This is a genomic window from Latilactobacillus sp. VITA-14, from assembly GCF_046580785.1.
GTDB lineage: Bacteria > Bacillota > Bacilli > Lactobacillales > Lactobacillaceae > Latilactobacillus > Latilactobacillus curvatus.
In genome coordinates this window covers 42,500-63,701 of the sequence record NZ_JBJKTM010000001.1, presented here as the reverse complement: position 1 = coordinate 63,701, position 21,202 = coordinate 42,500, and the positions used below count along the sequence as shown (strand labels likewise).

At 39.8% G+C, this 21,202-nt stretch carries 20 protein-coding genes; 18 read left to right on the top strand and 2 right to left on the bottom strand.

Translation table 11 applies throughout. The features are described from left to right. The first annotated feature begins 21 nt into the window (after positions 1-21). From ACF1X7_RS00300 to ACF1X7_RS00290, 3 genes are all read left to right on the top strand, one after another. Entirely contained in the window at positions 22-1,638 is a 1,617-nt protein-coding gene (locus ACF1X7_RS00300; protein ID WP_411162328.1) for a type I restriction-modification system subunit M, read from the top strand. Continuing rightward, positions 1,639-2,865 (top strand): restriction endonuclease subunit S, encoded by a 1,227-nt coding sequence (locus ACF1X7_RS00295; protein ID WP_411162327.1) that lies wholly within the window; start codon positions 1,639-1,641, stop codon positions 2,863-2,865. Between the two features lie 86 nt (positions 2,866-2,951). Next, on the top strand, positions 2,952-3,875 hold the full coding sequence (locus tag ACF1X7_RS00290; protein ID WP_411162326.1) for a site-specific integrase: 924 nt from the start codon (positions 2,952-2,954) through the stop codon (positions 3,873-3,875). 46 nt (positions 3,876-3,921) lie between these two features. On the opposite strand, the gene ACF1X7_RS00285 is transcribed toward ACF1X7_RS00290, so the two are convergent. After that, the gene (locus ACF1X7_RS00285) at positions 3,922-5,115 is read right to left on the bottom strand and encodes a restriction endonuclease subunit S (protein ID WP_411162325.1); all 1,194 of its coding nucleotides are present in this window, start codon (positions 5,113-5,115) and stop codon (positions 3,922-3,924) included. Positions 5,116-5,335: 220 nt separating this feature from the next. On the opposite strand from ACF1X7_RS00285, the gene ACF1X7_RS00280 reads away from it, so the two are divergent. The 3 genes from ACF1X7_RS00280 to ACF1X7_RS00270 all read left to right on the top strand — a co-directional run bounded on the left by ACF1X7_RS00280 (position 5,336) and on the right by ACF1X7_RS00270 (position 8,693). Next, the gene (locus ACF1X7_RS00280) at positions 5,336-6,985 is read left to right on the top strand and encodes an McrB family protein (protein ID WP_411162324.1); all 1,650 of its coding nucleotides are present in this window, start codon (positions 5,336-5,338) and stop codon (positions 6,983-6,985) included. After that, positions 6,966-8,297: a 5-methylcytosine restriction system specificity protein McrC gene (locus tag ACF1X7_RS00275; protein WP_136904098.1), complete on the top strand. Its 1,332-nt coding sequence runs from the start codon at positions 6,966-6,968 to the stop codon at positions 8,295-8,297. The genes ACF1X7_RS00280 and ACF1X7_RS00275 overlap by 20 nt, the downstream gene beginning before the upstream one ends. Before the next feature lie 105 nt (positions 8,298-8,402). Continuing rightward, positions 8,403-8,693 (top strand): hypothetical protein, encoded by a 291-nt coding sequence (locus ACF1X7_RS00270; protein ID WP_411162323.1) that lies wholly within the window; start codon positions 8,403-8,405, stop codon positions 8,691-8,693. 75 nt (positions 8,694-8,768) lie between these two features. Here ACF1X7_RS00270 and ACF1X7_RS00265 read toward each other — a convergent pair whose 3' ends face one another. Beyond that, positions 8,769-9,119, bottom strand: coding sequence for a DUF2200 domain-containing protein (locus tag ACF1X7_RS00265; RefSeq protein ID WP_035146129.1), 351 nt, complete (start codon positions 9,117-9,119; stop codon positions 8,769-8,771). Positions 9,120-9,324: 205 nt separating this feature from the next. On the opposite strand from ACF1X7_RS00265, the gene ACF1X7_RS00260 reads away from it, so the two are divergent. The 12 genes from ACF1X7_RS00260 (at position 9,325) to hemW (ending at position 20,975) form a co-directional block, all read left to right on the top strand. After that, entirely contained in the window at positions 9,325-10,365 is a 1,041-nt protein-coding gene (locus tag ACF1X7_RS00260) for an AEC family transporter (protein ID WP_069468105.1), read from the top strand. Between the two features lie 15 nt (positions 10,366-10,380). Next, on the top strand, positions 10,381-11,391 hold the full coding sequence (locus ACF1X7_RS00255; protein WP_004270060.1) for a 2-hydroxyacid dehydrogenase: 1,011 nt from the start codon (positions 10,381-10,383) through the stop codon (positions 11,389-11,391). A gap of 141 nt (positions 11,392-11,532) precedes the next feature. Continuing rightward, positions 11,533-12,006 (top strand): ribosome maturation factor RimP, encoded by a 474-nt coding sequence (gene rimP / locus ACF1X7_RS00250; protein ID WP_004270055.1) that lies wholly within the window; start codon positions 11,533-11,535, stop codon positions 12,004-12,006. Positions 12,007-12,024: 18 nt separating this feature from the next. Further along, entirely contained in the window at positions 12,025-13,197 is a 1,173-nt protein-coding gene (gene nusA / locus ACF1X7_RS00245; protein WP_069468107.1) for a transcription termination factor NusA, read from the top strand. 14 nt (positions 13,198-13,211) lie between these two features. Next, positions 13,212-13,511, top strand: a complete 300-nt coding sequence (rnpM, locus tag ACF1X7_RS00240; protein WP_035186055.1) for an RNase P modulator RnpM — start codon at positions 13,212-13,214, stop codon at positions 13,509-13,511. Next, positions 13,508-13,813, top strand: coding sequence for a L7Ae/L30e/S12e/Gadd45 family ribosomal protein (locus ACF1X7_RS00235; RefSeq protein ID WP_004265406.1), 306 nt, complete (start codon positions 13,508-13,510; stop codon positions 13,811-13,813). The genes rnpM and ACF1X7_RS00235 overlap by 4 nt, the downstream gene beginning before the upstream one ends. Positions 13,814-13,830: 17 nt before the next feature. Next, complete coding sequence (infB, locus tag ACF1X7_RS00230) at positions 13,831-16,617, top strand: translation initiation factor IF-2 (protein WP_411162322.1); 2,787 nt, start codon at positions 13,831-13,833, stop codon at positions 16,615-16,617. A gap of 22 nt (positions 16,618-16,639) precedes the next feature. After that, a complete protein-coding gene (gene rbfA, locus ACF1X7_RS00225; RefSeq protein ID WP_004270040.1) occupies positions 16,640-16,996 on the top strand; it encodes a 30S ribosome-binding factor RbfA in 357 nt (118 codons plus the stop codon). Between the two features lie 117 nt (positions 16,997-17,113). After that, a complete protein-coding gene (locus ACF1X7_RS00220) occupies positions 17,114-17,380 on the top strand; it encodes a hypothetical protein (RefSeq protein WP_198929587.1) in 267 nt (88 codons plus the stop codon). A gap of 565 nt (positions 17,381-17,945) precedes the next feature. Continuing rightward, positions 17,946-18,863, top strand: coding sequence for a tRNA pseudouridine(55) synthase TruB (gene truB, locus ACF1X7_RS00215; RefSeq protein WP_039098747.1), 918 nt, complete (start codon positions 17,946-17,948; stop codon positions 18,861-18,863). A gap of 19 nt (positions 18,864-18,882) precedes the next feature. After that, positions 18,883-19,836, top strand: a complete 954-nt coding sequence (gene ribF, locus ACF1X7_RS00210) for a riboflavin biosynthesis protein RibF (RefSeq protein WP_004270074.1) — start codon at positions 18,883-18,885, stop codon at positions 19,834-19,836. Next, a complete protein-coding gene (gene hemW, locus ACF1X7_RS00205; RefSeq protein ID WP_411162321.1) occupies positions 19,836-20,975 on the top strand; it encodes a radical SAM family heme chaperone HemW in 1,140 nt (379 codons plus the stop codon). The genes ribF and hemW overlap by 1 nt, the downstream gene beginning before the upstream one ends. The last annotated feature ends 227 nt before the right edge of the window (positions 20,976-21,202 follow it).

Sequence of the window (21,202 nt, the reverse complement as noted above, 5' to 3'; positions counted from 1 at the left end):
AATTAAAGGAGAACGAATCTAATGAGTGAGACAACAACATTACAAGACATCACTAAGAAATTATGGGCAATGGCTAATGAACTACGGGGAAATATGGACGCTGGTGAATTTAAGAATTATATCTTAGCCTTTATGTTTTATCGGTACCTTTCAGAACATCAGGAACAATATTTAGTTTCTAATAATGTGATTGATGTTGCCGATGGACAGACAATTAATCAAGCTTATGTCGAACAAGCAACGGCAGATGAATTAGCTGATTATCTTGAAGATATTTCGTCAAGTTTAGGTTATGCGATTGCGCCAGCTGATACGTGGCAATCATTAAATGAACGAATTGAAAATAGCACGGTTATTCCAAGTGATTATCAAACGATTTTTGATAACTTCAATAAAAATGCGGTCTTAAATCAAGAGGCTGCTCAAGATTTCAACGGGGTCTTTAACGACATTAATCTCGGTGATTCGCGCTTGGGTAGTTCAACGACGGCACGTGCTAAATCCTTGAATAATATTGTCAAATTAGTTGATGATATCGAATATAAGAGCGATGAAGATAAAGATATTCTAGGTGAGATTTATGAATACTTAATTGGACAATTCGCAGCTAGCGCTGGGAAAAAGGGTGGCGAATTCTACACACCCCATCAAGTCAGCAAGATTCTTGCTAAACTAGTGACGATGGATGTTGCACCAAGTAATACAGCATTCTCAGTATATGATCCAACCATGGGCTCTGGATCATTATTGCTAACTGTTCGTAATCAATTACCCGAAACAACTCAATCAGGAGCGATTAAGTTCTACGGACAAGAATTAAATACAACGACTTACAATTTGGCACGCATGAATTTAATGATGCACGATGTGTCATTTAACAATATGACTTTAAACAATGCTGATACACTTGAAAGTGATTGGCCAGACGGTCCTGATGAAGCTGGGGTTGATCAACCTAGGAGTTTTGATGCAGTGGTTGCTAACCCACCATACTCGGCAAAATGGGATAATAATGAAACGAAACTAAAAGACCCACGTTTTAGTGAATACGGTAAACTAGCACCAGCTTCAAAAGCTGACTTCGCATTCGTATTGCACAGTCTCTATCATTTAAACAACGACGGGACAATGGCAATTGTCTTGCCACATGGTGTGTTATTCCGAGGCGCGGCTGAAGGCAAGATTCGGCAAACGTTAATTGAAAAAAATTATTTAGATGCCGTCATTGGCCTACCAGCTAACTTATTTTATGGTACAAGTATTCCAACTACAATTCTTGTTTTTAAGAAAAACCGCCAAGTGAAAGACGTTCTATTCATTGATGCAAGTAGTGATTTCGAGAAAGCTAAGAATCAAAATAACTTGCGAGATAGCGATGTTGATAAGATTGTCGCTGCATACAAGAGTAGGGAAGATGTTGATAAATACGCTCATGTTGCAACTTTAGATGAAATCAAAGAAAACGACTTTAACCTTAATATACCGCGTTATGTAGACACTTTTGAAGAAGAAGAACCAATCGACATTGATGAGGTTAAAAAAGAAATTACAGCTATCGATTTAGAAATTGCAAAATTAGAAAAAGAATTTGCAGAAATGGAAGCACAGCTCGTATCAACGAAAAAGGAGTCTGATTAAATGAAAGAGCAAAAAAAGCAACCAGAACTCCGGTTTAAAGGCTTTACTGACGATTGGGAACAAGTGAAGCTAAAGGACGTAGCAATTTATATACGTGGTTCGTTCCCACAGCCTTATACGAATCCTGATTTTTATGATGAATTAAATGGAAAACCTTTTGTGCAAGTTGCTGATATTGGATTTAATTTGAAATTAAATCCAGATACAAGGGCACATATAAGTAAATTGGCTGAAAATAAGAGTCGCTTTGTCGAAGCCGGAAAAGTTGTGGTTGCTTTACAAGGAAGTATTGAAAAGAGTATCGGAAGAACGGCGATTACTCAATATGATGCTTTCTTTGATAGAACAATATTAATTTTTCAAAGTTATAAGATCCCCATGAATGATCGGTATTTTGCACAAGTAATTGAACGCTTATTTGAATATGAAAAAGAAAAAGCTTGGGGCGCGACAATTAGTACAATTACAAAAGAAAAATTAAACGATTTTATTATTGGAGTAACAGATTTGAGGGAACAAATAGAAATCGGAGAATTCTTTCAAAAATTAGATCAAGCTATAACACTTCAGCAGCGTAGGCTCAAACTTCTTAAAAAGTTGAAGCAAAGTTATTTACAGCAAATATTTCCTGCTAAAAGACAGTCTATTCCCGATATAAGATTTTCAGAGTTTAAAGAAAATTGGATACAAAAAAAATTAGGGAATTACTTATCAATACCTGAAAAGAAGCAAGTTGATAATCTAAAAAATTTAAGATTAATGACTTTAAAACTAAACCTCGGCGGAATTAATTTATCTGCTAATCGTGAAACACTTGAACTAGGTGCTACAAAATATTTCATAAGAAAATCAGGACAACTGATTTACGGGAAGCAAAATTTCTTTCATGGATCGATTGCAATTATCCCTGATAGTGCAGATGGTTATGCGACATCTGGAGACGTTCCAGCATTGGATATTGAGGGTATACAGCCAAAGTTTCTGCTGAATTATATTAGTAGGCCATCGTACTATTTGGAAAAAGAAGCACGAGCAATAGGGACCGGTAGTAAACGGATTCACGAAAAAGATTTATTTTCATTCGAGATAAGTTCTCCATCACAAATCGAACAAATAAAAATAACAAATATCGTAGATAGGATGGATAAAATTATAATTTTGCAAAAATCTAAAATACAAAAATTACAAAAATTAAAACAGGCCTATCTCCAAAAACTCTTCCCTTAAATAAAATTCGTTAATTAACGATCATTTATTTATACTTTGATAGTGACCAAAATTGGTCACTATTTTTTATATGGGAGTGGTTAGTTATGCGGAGAAAATATCTTTTTCACGAATACTTTGAAGAATGGATGGTGTTATATAAGCGCGGTGCGATTAAGCAGGTCACTTATGATAAATATGAATTAACGCAACGTCAGATTAAAACACTTGCGCCAACGCTGCTATTGTCGGAGTTAGACCGTCGAGCCTATCAGCAATTATTAAACGATTATGCTGCGACGCACGAACATCAAACGACAATGGATTTCCACCATCAGTTGAAATCGGCAATCTATGATGCACTTGACGAAGGTTATTTAAAGAAAGATCCGACGCGTAAAGCAATTATCAAAGGTGTTGTTCAGAGACGCCATAAAATGAAATATCTTAATCAGGGTGAGTTACGCCGACTTTTTGGTGTCTTGAATCTAGAAGACGAGGTTAACTGGGATTACTTCATTCTATTACTCGCTAAAACAGGGTTGCGTTTCGGTGAAGCACTAGGACTGACACCATCGGACTTTGATTTTAGAACCCAACAACTAACGATTGATAAAACATGGAATTACAAGCATTATTGCGGCGGCTTTCAATCAACTAAAAATCAGTCATCAGTTCGGAAAATTTCATTGGACTGGCAAATCGCAACTCAATTTGCACATTTAATTAAAGATTTGCCTGAAAAGGAACCGATTTTTATCGACAGAACACGCCGAACACATAATGATACAGCGAATCACTACCTAGAGCGCAAATGCAAACAAGCACAGATTCCGGTCATTAGCGTACATGGTCTCAGACATACGCACGCTTCAATTTTGCTATATGCGGGCGTTTCGCTAGCATCTGTTGCTAAAAGACTAGGTCATGCTAATATGACAACCACGCAAAAAACATATCTGCATATTATCAAAGAGCTTGATAGTAAAGATAACGACAAAATAATGCAGTGCTTGATGACACTGAACTAAGCAAAAAAGGCCGCGATTTTTCGCGACCTTTTTACATACGTTTGTTTTATGGAAAGAGTTTTTGAAGATAAGCTTGTTTTAATTTATTTAACTGATCTATTTTTGTTTGTTGAAGAAGTAACATGTTGTCAACCTGATTGAAAGTATTAGAAATTCTTCTTTGCTCATCAAAATGTGGAACATTGATCTTAATTGATTTGAGTGTAGGGAACTTTAAATTCCAAGTATCAGATGTTAGACCTTGGGAGTTTCTTTTAAAGGCTTGTATCATATTAAAACGTTTAAAATCATAAGCAAAAAACTCCGAATCAATTTCATTTTTAGGAGTAATCACAGTATACGCCGGACTAAGAATACCTTTGTATGGAGAATATCCACTCGCACCTTGCCACATTCTCATTGAATTGTATGCAATGTCTCCAATCTCAACTTTTTTATAATTTGATTTGTTCTTACTCGAGTTATCTTTTCTGTCTAGCTCACTGGCCTTAACAACACCTGAATTTATAGTAACAGAAATCAGTTCACCTTCTCCACTTCGTTCTGTGCGTTCTGTAAAAATTTCTTCCAGTTTACATTGCTCCCAATCATCATTAAACTCGTTAAACCTTAATTGCGGAATATACATATCTTTAGCAGGAAACATTTGTTGCAAATATCCCCGTTTCAACTTCTTAAGAAGCTCGAGCTTACGCTGCTGAAGTGTAAGAAGGCGATCCATTATTTTTAAAAGCTGTGAAATTTTATTTTGTTCCTTTTTTGACGGTAACAAGGTTTTAAATGCTAAAACATTATTAGCTGTAATTCCAAAAACCTTCATCCCTGTTCCCATACGATATCCATGCCTTTTAAAACTTTTCGTTTTTAGTAAATAGTATAAATACAAGGAATCACATTTATCAGATGGTCGTAACACAATTGTATGAAGACCGGCCACGATTCTATACTTAGTAGTTTCTAAAATAATAGCTGGTGTTGCAATACCTTGATAGTCTTCAGAGGCATCAGCTAAAATCAAATCCCCCTTTAACAAGGGTTCATAGGAATCTTCTTTAATAAATGGAAGCTGATTTTTATTCGTTATTTTATCAGCGATTCCAGTATGAATATCTCCATAGTGAATGTAGCGAGTTTCTGTCTCTTTTTCGGTCTCTACATCTCGCGACAATGAATATGATTTTTCTTTAGTAACTAGTTCAGAGAGCTTCACTTGTTCCCAATTGATAAGCAGTGTACGCATATCATTTTTAGAAAAATAAACTAGTGATATTCGATAACTTTTACGCTCGATAAAAACGTAAGGTTTTTACGGTTTTTTAAAACGATTATTTCATATTTTCAATCTATGCTAAAATAATCATAAATAAAAATTTGAAGTGAAGGTGCCGGGTATCGTTAATACTAATGAAAATGTGAGTCAATTTAAGTGGTTATTACGTCGCTTTGTCGAACAAGCGAATTTGAATATTCAATCAAAAGAAGGACGCAGTACGACAGTGGGCGCATCTGGGTTTGAAAAGAATCGATTTAGACATACCGGTAATTTTGATGAGTTGGAAATCGATAATATTCATTATATGATCCATCTTTTTAATTCGGGATCATATGGACCACTTAGCGGTGAAGGCGATAGTAAGTTGCCATATTTGAATTATGATTTGGCAGTAGGTAAGAGTGTTAATATCCGTGCAAGTTTCAGACAGCAGAAAATTGAAACGTTACGAATTATTGTGCATCAAGATCAACACGATACTGAATTAAATGAAGCATACCAAGTGGACGATTTAGATTTATTTTCGAAAGATATACCCAATCAGAAACTTACTCATTTTTATGCAATATTTACAAACTATCCAGTACGGAATGGGGACAATGATGTGTTAGGTAATTTAGAGGAAAAACTGAAAGAATCTAAAAATATTATTCTACGGGGCGCCCCTGGAACGGGGAAATCATATCTTGCTAAGGGCATTGCTGCGAGTTTAATTAGTAATGGTTCTGTTCAAAAATACGCTGACTTAACCTTAGAACAGAAGCAACAAGTTGGTTTTGTTCAATTTCACCCAAGTTATGATTACACTGATTTTGTTGAAGGCCTTCGTCCGGTTACTACTGATGATGGGGAAATAGGATTTAAATTACAAAACGGAGTATTTAAAGAGTTCGTAATGAACGCAAGAAAGGCTCAAAAAGGCGGTGCTGATAATTTTAAATTAGTTTGGGAACAACTCATTTTAAAATTAGAGGAGGTCGGTTATTTAAATATTCCGAATGCTCGAAGTGGTTACTTTCAAATTGAGCTGAATGAACAAGGAAATGGTCTAACGACAAGAACCTACCCAGGCGAGTACGGGGTTGGTAATTGGATTCAAGGGAAGAGTCGCTTTTATAATAAAACGCAGCTTTACAATATTTATCAAGGTAAACCGGGTGTCGAAAAGGGCGGTCATGATAATTATCGAAAGGCAATTGTCCAATATATGAAAGATAATTTGGGGCTAAAAGAGTATGTTGAAGTTCAACTGACGGCGCCTAAACCCTATGTTTTCATTATTGATGAAATCAACCGCGGTGAAATCTCTAAAATATTTGGTGAACTATTCTTCTCAATTGATCCGGGCTATCGTGGTGAAGAAGGGGCAGTTTCGACGCAATATACCAATTTACATGATGATCCGATGGAGAAGTTTTATATTCCGGAGAATGTTTATATTATTGGAACAATGAATGATATTGATCGATCGGTTGATAGTTTTGATTTTGCGATGCGCCGTCGATTCCGCTTTATTGAAGTTAAGGCTAATGAACATATTGGGATGTTGGCAGCTTTAGGGGATAAGCAAACCGAAGCGACCAACCGCATGTTTGCATTAAATCAGGCAATTATTGATGTGGACGAGTTGAATGAAAATTATCAAATTGGTGCAGCATACTTTCTAAAACTAGCAACAGTTTCCTTCGAACAATTGTGGTCAGATTATTTGGAACCGTTGTTACAGGACTATGTACGTGGACTCTATGATGAGGTGAAATATATGACTAACTTTAAGAGAGCGTATGATAATCCTAATAAAATGGCAGGATTGAATAATGATGCTGAAAACGACTAGGGATAATCAACGTGAATTAAAAGAACACTATAAGGATATCCCTAAACTTACAAATAAATTAGTTAATCAAACGCTAACGCAACTAAAGAATGATCACCTTTTTATTTTTCCAGAAATAATTGCCAATGCCGACGATCTTACTGCCGATCAAATGGTTCTTCGAAGTATTAATGAGGATTATCAAACCAGTAATTTAGCTGGTTTTATTGGTTATCAAGATGAGAGGCTGATTATTCAGTCTCGTTTTGAAAGATCGGCGAACAATTATTTTTTTCAGTATCTAATTGAGCGGGTGTTTGATATGCCTAACTTGATGGCGTTAAATACGGAGGCACAGCGGGATAGATTGGGGTTTGACTTATTGGCTTTTTTATTGCCACTTTATTTAAAAAAAGCGCTACGCAAAGGCCTTTTTAAAACTTATGGTCGGCGTCAATATAATGACAGTAATATACGTGGAACAATTGATGTGGCACGTCATATTAGGCAAAATAGCCCATTTATTGGAAATATTGCTTATAATCAACGTGAATTTTCATATGAGAATGAAGTAACATTGCTAATTCGCCATACGATTGAATTTATCAGAAATAAATCGTACGGGAAGGCTGTCTTAGGCAAGATATCTGATGAGGTAGCTACAATAGTTGTTGCAACAAAACATTATGAAGATTATGATCGTCGAACGATTATCACTAAAAATAAAGAAAATCCGATTCGACATGCTTATTATAGAGAATATCGAAGTTTACAACGGTTGTGTTTAATGATTTTGCAGTTTGAAAAACAACGAATTGGTGGCGGCAGTCAACAAGTACAAGGTATTCTATTTGACTGTGCGTGGCTCTGGGAAGAGTATATTAATCAATTGATTGGACCGTGGTTTTATCACCCAATGAATAAAAGTCGTGTGGGTGGACAATACTTATTCGACCGAGGCGGATTAATCTATCCTGATTTTATCAGTCGCGTCCAAGAACAGCGTATTATTGCTGATGCAAAGTATAAGCCACAAGGAAATATCGGTAACCAGGATTATTTGCAGTTAGTTGCATATATGGCACGCTTTGATGCTCAACAAGGCTATTACATCTATCCTAATCATACGGACGAACTCGTTACGCCATTGCATCTGAGACAAGGAGTAACCTATGAGGATAATGTATCAGTCCGTGAATCGGTGATGATTGCAAAATTAGGTTTGAAGATTCCTGAGGTACGGGCCGAAACAGATGATGCTGTAGGTTATCAAGCGTTTAAAGAAGCAATGAAGAAGAGTGAAGAAAACTTCCTAACGTCTTTTTTGAAGTAATATGATATGTAATGCTTTAAACTATGGAGCTATAAATTTGAATTCGCAAGTCATGGTTATTTTGGCCCGCATGAAGTATATAGTCTTGATTTAGAAACTGGTTTGATGATTGGCAGAATGGTAACGTATGAATTTATTCACCCTGAAGAAATTAGGTTTCAATTGGATGCAGATACTATCCGTCGGGTTCGTAATCGACTTTCAAGATTGCAACTTCCAAAGTGGGCTGACTATTATATTAACGAGTCTATCATTGATGGTGAGCAATGGTCAGTAACCGCGACCTATGCAGACGGAACAGTGATTGAGTCTGGTGGCTCTAATGATTATCCGCCTCGCTTTGGGACAGTTAGAAATTTGTTTAAACCAGTTCAACAACAGTTTTTAAAAGATTAGATGTGTAATGAATAAAGCCTTAGGGATTAGTTTTTCAAGCTAATCCCTAAGGCTTTATTTTTATGAGTGCTTTAGTTATTCTCGTAGTATCTTCTCCATCGTCTTCCCCTTAGCCAGTTCATCCACCAACTTATCCAGCCAGCGAATTTTTTGCATCAGTGGGTCTTCAATGGCTTCAACGCGGACGCCGCAAACCACGCCGGTGATTAGATTACAGTTTGGGTTCATCTGCGGTGCTTCTTCGAAGAACGTTTGGTAGGGGATGTCTTTTGAGAGTTGGGTTTCGAGTTCAGTTTGGGTGTAGCCGGCTAGCCAGCGGATAATCTGATTGACTTCGGCTTGGGTGCGGTTTTTGCGTTCGGCTTTTTGGACGAGCATGGGGTAGATTTTGGAAAGAGACATGTTGAAGATGCTTTGTCTGGGCATGAGAAGGCCTCCTTGGCAGTTTAGATAATTAATATATAGCATGTAATGAAAATGAATACAAAATTTAGGTCTGAGAAAGAGTGAAGTTATTTTTCACTCTTTTTCTTTTGCCCTATTTCTTTTCCGTTACTTTCTTGTTATAATCGATATCAGTTGTCCGTGTTGTAATACAGCGGACTAAATGTTATAACAGAGGAGAGTACAGATGAGTATTGGCGATATTTTAACGAAGACGTTTACGAACATGGATATTGTGAGTTCGATCACGTCGACAGTGTTTATTATTTTATTAGGATTCTACTGCCGCAAACGCGAGATCTTCACGGATAAATTTGGGAAGATTCTGTCAAAAGTCGTTTTAACGGTTGCTTTACCAGCTTTGGCATTCAACTCATTCATGCAAGATATTAATGGGAAGACTTTAAAAGAAGGCATCAACGTTTTAGTTTGGGGCTTCTTGATCTATATTATTTTAATTTTAATTTCAAAACCGTTATACTTACGCTTTAAGGGTGATCAACAAGATACATTGCGCGTGTTGACCATCTTTGGTTCAACAACGTTCTTCGGGATTCCAATTGTTGGGGCAGTTTTCGGAGCTAAAGGGGTTATGTATAGCTCAATTTTCAACATTGGTTATCGCGTGTTCTTATACTCATATGGGTACATCAAGATGAGTGGCTTGAAGATGGAATCGAAGAACTTGAAAAACATGTTCTTAAATCCAATCGTGATCGCCACATTTGCGGGGTTAATCATCTGGTTAATCCAAGGCGCATTACCACAAGTGGCGGTTGCTGGGCATTCAGTGGCTTTCTTACGAATTGATCAAACAGCGCCATGGTTGTTCAAACCAATGACGTACTTAGCTGGTTTATGTTCACCATTAGCTTGGTTAGCAATTGGGACAACGCTTGGCGAAATCAGCTTCAAAGAAGCTGCTTCGGACAAGACATCATGGATTTATAGTATTAACAAAGTGATTTTAGTACCTGCTTTAAACATCCTGTTATTGGCCATCTTAACAATGACCCACATTTTACCAGTTAGCTATATCAGTTTGGCAACGATTGTCATCATGATGGCAACGCCAACGGCAACGGTCGCCGCTGCTTACGCGATTAGTTTTGACAAGGATGCGGTCTTAGCATCGAACGCGTCATTACTATCAACGGTCTTAGCTGTTGTGATGACGCCAGTCTGGTTAGTGATTTTAGAAGTGATTAACCAAATCGGGATTTTCTAGGAAGAGGGAAATTAAATGTTTAAAATTGCTTGTTACGGCGTTCGTCCGAATGAAGTGGCGACGTTCAATAAATATAACAACTACGATTATGATTTAACGTTAATTGAAGACTTACTGACGCACGACAATATCGAAACGGCTAAGGGCCATGACGCAGTCTTGTTACGTGCCAACTGTACCGCTGATGCGCAAAACTTAGCGAAGTTGAATGAATACGGGATTCGTTACGTGTTTACCCGGACAGTCGGTTACGGTCATATCGATTTGGCCGCAGCAGGCAAGTACAACATGGAAGTTGCTCGCGTGCCAGCCTACTCGCCAAACGCGATTGCTGAATTGGCATTGACGCTAGGGATGTCATTGTTGCGTCACACCACTTACACAACGAATCGGACAGCCCATCATGATTTCCGTGTGAGCCCAGTGATGTTCAGTAAAGAAGTCCGCAACTGTACGGTTGGGATTATCGGGACTGGCAAGATTGGCTACACCGAAGCGAAGTTATACAAAGGCTTAGGTGCCAAGGTTGTGGGTTATGACTTATATCCATCAGAAATCGCTAAGGAAGTGCTTGATTTTGTCAGCTTGGATGAATTATTAGCCCAAAGTGACATTGTCAGCTTGCACATTCCATACTTCGCTGGTCAAAACGACCAATTCATCAATGCAGACTTAATCGCAAAGATGAAGAACGATGCAATCTTGGTGAATACAGCCCGCGGTCAATTGCAAGATAACCGTGCGATTATCGACGCCTTGAAAGCTAATCAACTGGGAGCTTTTGCCGCTGACGTATTACCAGCTGAAGGCGAAATCTTCTTCAAGCAATTCCCGGCAGACCAACCTGTGCCAGATGCAACCACCCAAGAATTGATTGATTTATACCCCCGTGTCTTGTTGACGCCACACGTTGGTTCAAATACTGACGAAGCACTCAAGAACATGGTCGAGATTAGTTTTGAAAACTTCCATGAAATCTTGACGACGGGTAAGACGCAAAATAGCGTCGCAACCACTGAAAATTAAAGCGGTTGTTTGTATTTTCATGAAAAATATGGTATATTGTTATCAGTAATTAGATACTTCAGAGCGAGTGAGCAGAAATGCTCACTCTTTTTATTGGAGCACGTCTAATCTGAAATATAAAAATGAATTGGAGGGAATCATTTGAGTACCGTTGTGGAAACAGTTCACGATCTGATCGTGCCGATTCTTGATCAACACCATTTTGAATTAGTGGACATTGAATTTGTTAAAGAAGGTAGCAGTTGGTATCTGCGCGTCTTCATTGACAAACCAAATGGCATTGACCTTGAAGATTGTGCCTTAGTAAACGATGCGTTAAGTGAGAAACTGGATTCAATCGACCCGGATCCAATTCCGCAGGCTTATTTCTTAGATGTTTCATCACCTGGTGCAGAGCGTCCTTTAAAGAAGGAAGCCGATTTCCAAAAAGCACTTGGCGAATACATTCATATCTCGTTATACCAAGCTGTTGATGGCGAGAAAATCTATCAAGGTACACTAAAAGCCCTTGATGATGACACTTTAACTTTAGTGATTAAAATTAAAACGCGTCAAAAAGAAGTAACGTTTAATCGTAAGGAAATTGCCAAAGCTCGCTTAGCAATTGAATTTTAGTAAAGGTAGGCTAGTTACATGAGCAAGGAAATGTTAGGTGCACTTGATGCGCTAGAACAAGAAAAAGGCGTTAAAAAAGAGATTGTTATTGAAGCCCTTGAAGCAGCACTTGTTTCTGCTTATAAGCGGAATTACGGTCAAGCACAAAACGTGGAAGTTGAATTCGATCAAAAGAAGGGGAACATCCACGTCTATGCTGTTAAAGAAGTCACTGAAGAAGTGTTTGATTCACGGCTTGAAGTGAGCTACCAAGATGCTTTGGAAATTAACAAGGCATACGAAGTGGGCGATACAATTCGTTTTGAAGTCACACCAAAAGACTTCGGCCGAATTGCAGCCCAAACTGCTAAACAAGTGATTATGCAACGGGTTCGTGAAGCTGAAAGAAGTATCATTTACAATGAATACAGTCAATACGAAAACGAAATTATGCAAGGGGTCGTTGAACGCCGCGATAACAAGTTCATCTATGTCAACTTAGGCAAGATCGAAGCTGTTTTAAGCAAGCAAGACCAAATTCCAAACGAGGAATACCAAGCACATGATCGGATTAAGGTTTACGTTTCAAAAGTGGAAAACACAACTAAAGGCCCACAAGTCTTTGTTAGTCGGACACACCCTGATTTAGTGAAACGTTTATTCGAACAAGAAGTTCCAGAAATTTATGACGGCACCGTTGAAATTGTCTCAATCGCTCGCGAAGCTGGCGATCGGACAAAGATGGCTGTTCGTTCAACAGACCCCAACGTCGACCCAGTCGGCACCTGTGTTGGGCCTAAGGGACAACGGGTTCAACTAGTTGTTAATGAATTACACGGCGAAAACATGGACATTGTGAAGTGGGAAGAAGATCCTTCAGACTACATCGCCAATGCCTTGAATCCTGCCGAAGTCATCGCTGTTCAATTTAACGGTGATAACGAACATACATGTACAGTCATCGTCCCTGATTATCAATTGTCATTGGCAATTGGTAAAAAAGGTCAAAATGCACGGTTAGCTGCGAAGCTAACGGGCTACAAGATTGACATCAAACCTGAATCTGAAGTCGAATTCGTTGATGAAGACGACAGTCAAGATGAAGGTGCAGTCGTTGAAGGTTTTGAAGAAGAAACAACAGAAGCTGTTGAAGGCTTCGAAGACCAAGCAACGGATTCTGCTGTTGATTCTGAAGAACAACCACAAGAATAAGTGAGGTGTTCATGATGAAACAAAGAAAAGTACCAATGAGAAAAGACGTTATTTCGCAAGAAATGAAGCCTAAAAAAGAAATGGTGCGGATTGTAAAGACTGCCGAAGGTGAGATTAGTATTGACCCAACTGGTAAGAAATCAGGTCGTGGCGCTTATGTTTCACTAGAACCTGATGCAATCAAGACCGCCCAAAGCAAGAAAATTTTAGAAAAGACGTTTGGGATTGACGTTGCAGAATCATTTTATACAGAATTATTCGAATATGTTGATCATCAAAAGGCTCGGCTAGAATTATTTGGAGAACGAAAATGAGTGAACAACCAGACCGTTTATTACAACTCTTAGGTATTTGCATGAGAGCACGGCAACTGGTCAGTGGTGAAGAACAAGTCCTAAAAGCCATTCAGCAGCAAAAAGCGAAATTGGTTTTTATCGGCTCAGACATTAGCCAACTGACACAGAAGAAATTGACTGACAAGAGTCATTTCTACGAAATCCCGGAAACAAAAGCGTATACCGCGGCCCAGCTAACCCAAGCAATTGGATTACATAGAGCCACCATCGCGGTTGTTGATGCCGGGTTTGCCAAAAAGATGATAACGCTACTGGGATAATAAAGGAGCGTGAAGATATGGGTAAAAAACGTATCTATGAATTAGCAAAAGAAATTAACGTTGCCAGCAAAGATCTTTTAGAAACTGCCGTTAAAAAAGGTTACGATCTAAAAAATCACATGGCAACTATCGATGACAATCAAGAAAAAGCTTTGAGAGCCATCTTCCATAAGGAAACAAAACCAGCTGCAACGACAACTGACAGCAAGCCAGCCGCAGCACCTGCTGCACCAAAGGCAAGCGAAAAAACAGATAACGGTAAGATTAAGATTAACAAAGCCGCTATCCGTCGTCGTCCAGAAGCTAGCAGCAAAACAGCACCTCGTTCAAACAACCAACGCCCACAAGGCAACCGGAATGGCCAAGTAGCAAATGGTCAAAACCGCAACAATGCCAATGGTCGTCCTAACAACAATAACGCTCGTCCTAATAATGGTCGCCCTAACAATAATGCGGCTAACCGGACAAACGGCAATGCGCGTCCAGCTGGGTCAAACCAACCATTGAGCTTGCAAGAACAAATCTCACAAGCTAATGCACGTCGTCAAAGAACACAAGAACGCATTCAACAACAACGTGAACAACGCGAAGCAGACGAAAAGAAACGCCGTCAACAAAGCAACCGCCCACGGCCAGCTGCTAAACCAAACGGTAATAACAGCAGTCGTCCAGCCGGCAACAAGCCAGCCGGCGCACGCCCAACGACAACAAATAATCGTCCTGCAAACAGCAATAACAACGGCCGTCCAGCAAACAATACAAACAGCCGTCCTAATAACAACTCGAACCAAAGTCGGCCAGTTTCGGCACAAGAAATGCAACAAAAAATGCAAGCTAATACGGTGAGTGCTGCTAAACCAGCATCAAACAATACAGCAAGCAAGCCAAAGAACTTTGGTCCAGATAAGAAACGTGGCGGCGGGTATAACAGATACGGTAACAATCAACAACGTTTCAATAAGAAACGTAAGAAGACCCGTAAGCAACAATTAGCTGAACAAAATGCAGCTAAGAAGGAAATGCCACAACGTAAAGAACGGCCATTACCAGAAGTATTAGTTTACTCTGAAGGCATGAACGTTGCGGACATCGCTAAGAAGATTCACCGTGAACCAGCTGAAATTATCAAGAAGTTATTCATGTTAGGGATTATGGTTAACATGAACCAATCACTTGATAAGGATACAATCGAATTATTAGCAACGGATTACGGCATCGAAGCAGAACAAAAAGTGGAAGTGGATATTGCTGATATCGATTCAGTATTTGAAACAGAAGCTAAGAGTGATGCTAACCTTGTGAGCCGTCCACCAGTTGTCACAATCATGGGGCACGTTGATCATGGTAAGACAACCCTATTGGATAACTTACGTAACAGTCACGTGACTGATGGTGAAGCCGGTGGGATTACGCAACATATCGGTGCTTATCAAACGAAGTTAAACGATCGGTTAATCACATTCTTGGATACACCTGGACATGCGGCCTTCAGTAACATGCGTGCGCGTGGTGCTGATATCACTGATATCATCATCTTAGTTGTTGCTGCTGATGACGGTGTGATGCCACAAACAATCGAAGCCATCAACCATGCCAAGGCTGCTAAAGCCCCAATCATCGTTGCGGTGAATAAGATTGATAAACCAGGCGCAAACCCAGATCACGTCATGGAACAATTGATGGGTTACGGCCTTGTTCCTGAAGACTGGGGTGGCGATACCATCTTTGTTAAGATCTCAGCTAAGACTGGTGAAAACATTGATGAATTACTTGAAATGGTGCTTCTTGAAGCCGACGTGCTTGAATTGAAGGCTAACCCAGATCAAAAAGCGGTTGGGACAGTTATCGAAGCCCGTCTTGATAAGGGTAAAGGACCTGTTGCATCACTCTTGATCCAACAAGGGACATTGAAGATTGGTGATCCAATCGTTGTTGGGAATACCTTTGGTCGTGTCCGTGTCATGACAAATGATCGCGGTCGTCGTGTGAAGGAAGTCTTCCCATCAGAACCAGTTGAAATTACTGGGTTGAATGATGTGCCACAAGCAGCTGACCGTTTCGTTGTCTTTGAAGACGAAAAAACAGCTCGTGCTGCTGGTGAAGAACGTGCCAAACGTGCGCTCTTGAAGGAACGTAGCCGTTCAAACCCAGTCACATTAGATAACTTGTTCGAAACAATGAAACAAGGCGAATTAAAAGAAGTTGGCGTTATTATCAAAGCCGACGTACAAGGTTCAACAGAAGCCTTGGCTGGTAGTTTACGGAAGATTGAAGTCGAAGGCGTGCGCGTGAATATTATTCATGAAGCCGTTGGTGCGATTAACGAAAGTGACGTCACATTAGCTGCTGCAAGTAACGCCATCATCATCGGGTTCAACGTTCGTCCAACACCACAAGCTAAGATCCAAGCCGATGCTGAACAAGTTGATATTCGTTTACACCGAATCATCTACAAGGCAATCGAAGAAATCGAAGCTGCTATGAAGGGTATGTTAGAACCAGTTTACGAAGAAAAAGTAACGGGTCAATTAACTGTTCGTGAAACATACAATGTTTCTAAGATCGGGACAATTGCCGGTTGTATCGTTGACACTGGCGTTATCCAACGTGATAGTGGTGTCCGCTTAATTCGTGACGGTATCGTGATTTATGAAGGTAAACTTTCAAGCTTGAAACGTTTCAAAGATGACGTTAAAGAAGTCAAAACTGGCTTTGAATGTGGTGTGACAATCGAAGATTACAATGATATTAAGATTGATGATCAAATTGAAGCCTACGTGATGGAAGAAGTACCTGTTAAATAATTAATTTACAGGAGGACAAGCAATGAAACATCGTGTTGGTCGGGTTGAACAAGAAATTCAACGCGAAATAAATGACATTTTATTAAAAAGAGTGCGTGATCCCCGAGTTGAAGGGGTCACAATCACTGATATTAATCTCAGTGGTGACTTACAACATGTTAAAGTTTATTACAGCATTTTATCTGGCTTAGCAAGTGACGCTGAAAAGACACAAGCTGGCTTAGATAAAGCTAAAGGATTGATTCGCAGTGAACTTGGCCAACGGATTAAGTTGTACAAGATTCCAGAAATCACCTTTGAACAAGACGGTTCAGTGCGTTATGGTGAACATATCGACGAACTTTTACGTAAGTTACACGAAGATGAAGCACAGCGTTAAACTGTGAAAAAGAGCCCCGCGAAAGCGGGGCTCTTTTTTTGTTTGAATGACCTTATGGAAACGATAATCTATTAAATTGACTTAGTCATTTGCACCATATTACTATTCTTTCAAAAGTTGATTAAATATCGACCGTTAAAATATATCGTCCAACGCTATCGGCGGCGAATTGTTAAGCGTTATACAGAGGCCTTATCAGTATCTAATCGCTGGTTGCAGTTTTATTATTATCAACGAGAAATATCCCACATTATTCCACAGATTCTTTATTATTTAGAGGCTAACCCGGCATTAGAAACGATTGATGATGCGATTGCTTATATTGATAGTCAGCCGGTTAGTTCAGAGCTGTATCAAAATAACTTAAGCGAGTTTCGTAAATAGGTTAAGCAGTTTAATACAATGGTGCTGAGTACAGCGAACAACCTGGGACAACCGTCTAGTCGACAGATTAATTTTGTCACGCTTGATGGGATACCGAATGTCTGGTATTTTGGCACCGACCCCGAAGCGCCGAAAGTCAGTGAACTCGATTTGGGGCGAGCCGCAATTTTTACGCTACCGACTAGTGAAGAATTGTGAATCACGAGTAACCGGCTCAAGGTATACCGAACTCAGTATCGTTTTAGTGATATAGCAGAGGCCTATCAAAAACAAGTACCAGGCTATGTTGAGAGTTTATCCAAAGAAGAACAGGAAAAAGAGATTATTTTTGCGATCGAATTAAAAAGTGCTAGGATCGATAGTCGGTTTCAAAATAAAGGACTCACTTTTTCTGAGTAAAAAAGGTTACTAATAAAACAACATTGAGCGAGGATGGGCAAGAGTTTCTTTTGTCCCATCTTTTTTTGTGCTTTGATAATAAATTGAGCAGCATCATAAAGCTAATCCCGTTCGACTTCACACTCTATGCTATAATAGTTTAGTTAATACTTAAAGGAGATTACTTATGGACGGCATTGTACCCTTATATAAAGAACGCGGCATGACGAGTAACGATTGTGTGTTTAAAGTGCGCCGCATTTTACACATGAAGAAAGTGGGCCATTCTGGCACGTTGGATCCCAACGTCGATGGGGTGTTACCAATCTGTATCGGTCAAGCAACGAAGGTTGTTGATCAATTGGTGCATTCTGGTAAAGTCTACACGGGTGAAATCACCCTTGGCTTATCAACAACGACTGAAGACTTAGATGGTGAAGTCGTTGAAGAGGCGCGCTTAACAGAACCTTTTTCAACTGAGAAAATCAAAGAGACCCTCGCTAGTTTTCTGGGCGATTCAATTCAGATTCCCCCCATGTTTTCAGCGGTGAAAGTCAATGGGCGGCGTTTATACGACTATGCGCGCGCTGGTGATCCAGTCGAACGGCCACAACGTTCAATCACGATTACGCAGTTTGATTTGGATGGTGAACCACAATTTGACGCAGAATCTGGGCGCCAAACATTCCGGTTCATTGTCGGTTGCTCAAAGGGGACTTATATCCGCACATTAGCTGTTGATTTCGGTCGTAAACTCGGTTTACCCGCAGTGATGTCCGATTTGACACGTCTTAAGAGTGGCGGCATTCAAATTGGTAACTGTATCACGTTGGAACAATTGGCGCAAAAAGCTGAAGCGGGCGAACTGGCAGACGTTTTATTGCCAATTGACCATGTATTTGAAGATTACAAGAAGATTGCTTTAGACGACGATCAATGGGCCAAGCTTTTAAACGGTGTGTTCTTGACATTGCCAGAACAAACCGATGAGATTGTGGCGTTGACCTATCAAGGGCATATCAAGGCGCTCTATCAAGTTGAAAAAGCAGCGCAACATCTTTATCGCCCTTATAAAATGTATTTACAAAATCAAGGGACTCATTAAAAAAAACTAGGTGAAAAATATGCGTGTCATTGAATTAATTCATCCATATTCAAAAGAACAAGTGCCAGCTGACCAAGTGGTCTTGGCGCTTGGCTTTTTTGATGGCGTACATCGAGGCCATCAAGCTGTAATTCGGAAAGCAAAACAAATTGCAGTTCAAAAAGGTTTACCATTAGCTGTGATGACGTTTGATATCCATCCTGCCATTGTTTATCGCAATGCCGATCGGGAGTCATTCCGTTATTTATCAACGGTTGAGCGCAAGCAAGAATTGATGGCGGAGTTAGGCGTTGATGTTTTCTACATCGTGCACTTTAATGAAGCATTTGCACAACTAGCCCCACAAACATTTGTCGATCAATACTTAGTCGCTTTACATGCGGATACAGTGGTGGCTGGCTTTGATTACACTTATGGTAAAAAAGAGATTGCGAATATGACGACATTGTCAGACTATGCCAAAGGGCGCTTTGCCATTGTGACAGTTGCAGAACATGACCATAATGGTGTCAAAATCGGCTCGACATTAGTACGAGAGGATTTAGATGCTGGTAAGATTGCGGAAGCTAATGAATTACTCGGTTATGTTTACCAAACGACCGGTGAAGTAGTGCATGGTGAAGCACGCGGGCGAGAATTAGGGTTTCCAACTGCTAACATCGAATCGCAACGACCAGAACGATTACCAGGAATTGGGATTTATGCGGTCCGCTTTTTAGTGCGCGGTCAATGGTATATTGGCATGGCTTCAATTGGTCGGAATGTGACGTTCCACAGCAATAACCCGGTAACGGTGGAGATTAACTTATTAGATTTCAATGGCGATATTTACGGTGAACAAGTGAAAGTGGATTGGTATCACTACTTACGCGGCGAAGTGAAGTTTGACTCCGCGGAAGCCTTGATTGACCAACTCCACCAAGACGAAGCCGATACCCGAACTTATTTTGAGAAATTAGAGGCACAACATTAATGGCAGGCGCTTATATTCACATCCCATTTTGCGAGCATATTTGTTACTACTGCGATTTCAATAAGGTTTTCATTGAAGGTCAACCGGTCGATGATTATGTCAATATGTTGATTCGCGAGTTTCAATTAGTGATGGCAGAATCCCCAGACGAACCAATTGATACGATCTATGTCGGTGGGGGGACACCAACTACTTTATCACCAGCACAACTCCAACGTTTAATCGATGGGATTCATCAATACTTACCTTATGAGGGTGGTGAGTTTACGTTTGAAGCCAATCCTAATGACTTACAAGATACTGAAAAATTGCAAGTTCTGAAGGACAACGGCGTCAACCGGTTAAGTATTGGCGTGCAGTCGTTTAATGATCAGATTTTAAAACAGATCGGGCGGATTCACCGAAGTGCGGATGTTTATCGGGCAATCGATAACGCGCGCAAGGTCGGCTTCGAAAATATGAGTATCGATTTGATTTTCCGCTTACCACAACAAAGTGAAGCGGATTTCATGGATAGTTTGAATAAGGCAATTGAACTCGACTTACCGCATTATTCGACGTACTCATTGATTCTCGAACGCAAAACAATCTTCTATAACTTGATGCGCCAAGGCAAGTTGCATTTACCATCGCAAGATGTTGAAGCACATATGTATCAAGCCGCGATTGATAGTTTCAAGCGGGCTGGCTTAGATCAATATGAAATCAGTAATTTTGCCAAGCCAGGCTTTCAATCTGCGCATAATCTAACTTACTGGCGCAATGAAAAGTATTTTGGCTTTGGTGCCGGTGCTTACGGCTATTTAGGTAAGGATCGTTACCATAACTTCGGCCCAATTCAACAATACCTAGAACCCTTAAAAGAAAATAAGGTGCCAGTCATTGAACGCCATGTTCTGCCACTGACCGAACAAATGGAGGAAGAACTCTTCCTCGGGTTACGGACGATGCAAGGCGTATCCATCAGTCATTTTCAAGATAAATTCAATTATCCATTACAAAATGTTTACGGCGAAACAGTTGCCACCCAAATTGCAAAGGGCTACCTCAAACAAGAAGGCGATTGGTTAAGACTAACTGAATCAGGTAAGTTCTTAGGCAATGAAGTCTTCCAAGAGTTTCTGCTAGATAGTTATTGAGTGCGTTCAAACCGAGGGATATTCTGAGCATTCGCCTTGTGTCGCTAGGCACAGGAATATGGTTTGAAAAGCACGTTATAAATATTCCACTTCATAAAGCGAGTCTCTTCCATCTAAGAAGCGGCTCGTTTTTTATTTTGTCCTTTGGTCCAGTAAGGCCCTCCGTCTAAGGACCGATTTTCAGTAAATCCGTAAAAAAGCCGGTGCGTTTCTTGACTTTATTTGAC

Coding starts and splice junctions, on each gene's coding strand:
- ACF1X7_RS00300 (WP_411162328.1), top strand. CDS start 22: ATGAGTGAGACAACAACATTACAAGACATCACTAAGAAATTATGGGCA.
- ACF1X7_RS00295 (WP_411162327.1), top strand. CDS start 1,639: ATGAAAGAGCAAAAAAAGCAACCAGAACTCCGGTTTAAAGGCTTTACT.
- ACF1X7_RS00290 (WP_411162326.1), top strand. CDS start 2,952: ATGCGGAGAAAATATCTTTTTCACGAATACTTTGAAGAATGGATGGTG.
- ACF1X7_RS00285 (WP_411162325.1), bottom strand. CDS start 5,115: ATGCGTACACTGCTTATCAATTGGGAACAAGTGAAGCTCTCTGAACTA.
- ACF1X7_RS00275 (WP_136904098.1), top strand. CDS start 6,966: ATGATGCTGAAAACGACTAGGGATAATCAACGTGAATTAAAAGAACAC.
- ACF1X7_RS00270 (WP_411162323.1), top strand. CDS start 8,403: ATGATTGGCAGAATGGTAACGTATGAATTTATTCACCCTGAAGAAATT.
- ACF1X7_RS00265 (WP_035146129.1), bottom strand. CDS start 9,119: ATGCCCAGACAAAGCATCTTCAACATGTCTCTTTCCAAAATCTACCCC.
- ACF1X7_RS00260 (WP_069468105.1), top strand. CDS start 9,325: ATGAGTATTGGCGATATTTTAACGAAGACGTTTACGAACATGGATATT.
- ACF1X7_RS00255 (WP_004270060.1), top strand. CDS start 10,381: ATGTTTAAAATTGCTTGTTACGGCGTTCGTCCGAATGAAGTGGCGACG.
- nusA (WP_069468107.1), top strand. CDS start 12,025: ATGAGCAAGGAAATGTTAGGTGCACTTGATGCGCTAGAACAAGAAAAA.
- rnpM (WP_035186055.1), top strand. CDS start 13,212: ATGAAACAAAGAAAAGTACCAATGAGAAAAGACGTTATTTCGCAAGAA.
- ACF1X7_RS00235 (WP_004265406.1), top strand. CDS start 13,508: ATGAGTGAACAACCAGACCGTTTATTACAACTCTTAGGTATTTGCATG.
- infB (WP_411162322.1), top strand. CDS start 13,831: ATGGGTAAAAAACGTATCTATGAATTAGCAAAAGAAATTAACGTTGCC.
- rbfA (WP_004270040.1), top strand. CDS start 16,640: ATGAAACATCGTGTTGGTCGGGTTGAACAAGAAATTCAACGCGAAATA.
- truB (WP_039098747.1), top strand. CDS start 17,946: ATGGACGGCATTGTACCCTTATATAAAGAACGCGGCATGACGAGTAAC.
- ribF (WP_004270074.1), top strand. CDS start 18,883: ATGCGTGTCATTGAATTAATTCATCCATATTCAAAAGAACAAGTGCCA.
- hemW (WP_411162321.1), top strand. CDS start 19,836: ATGGCAGGCGCTTATATTCACATCCCATTTTGCGAGCATATTTGTTAC.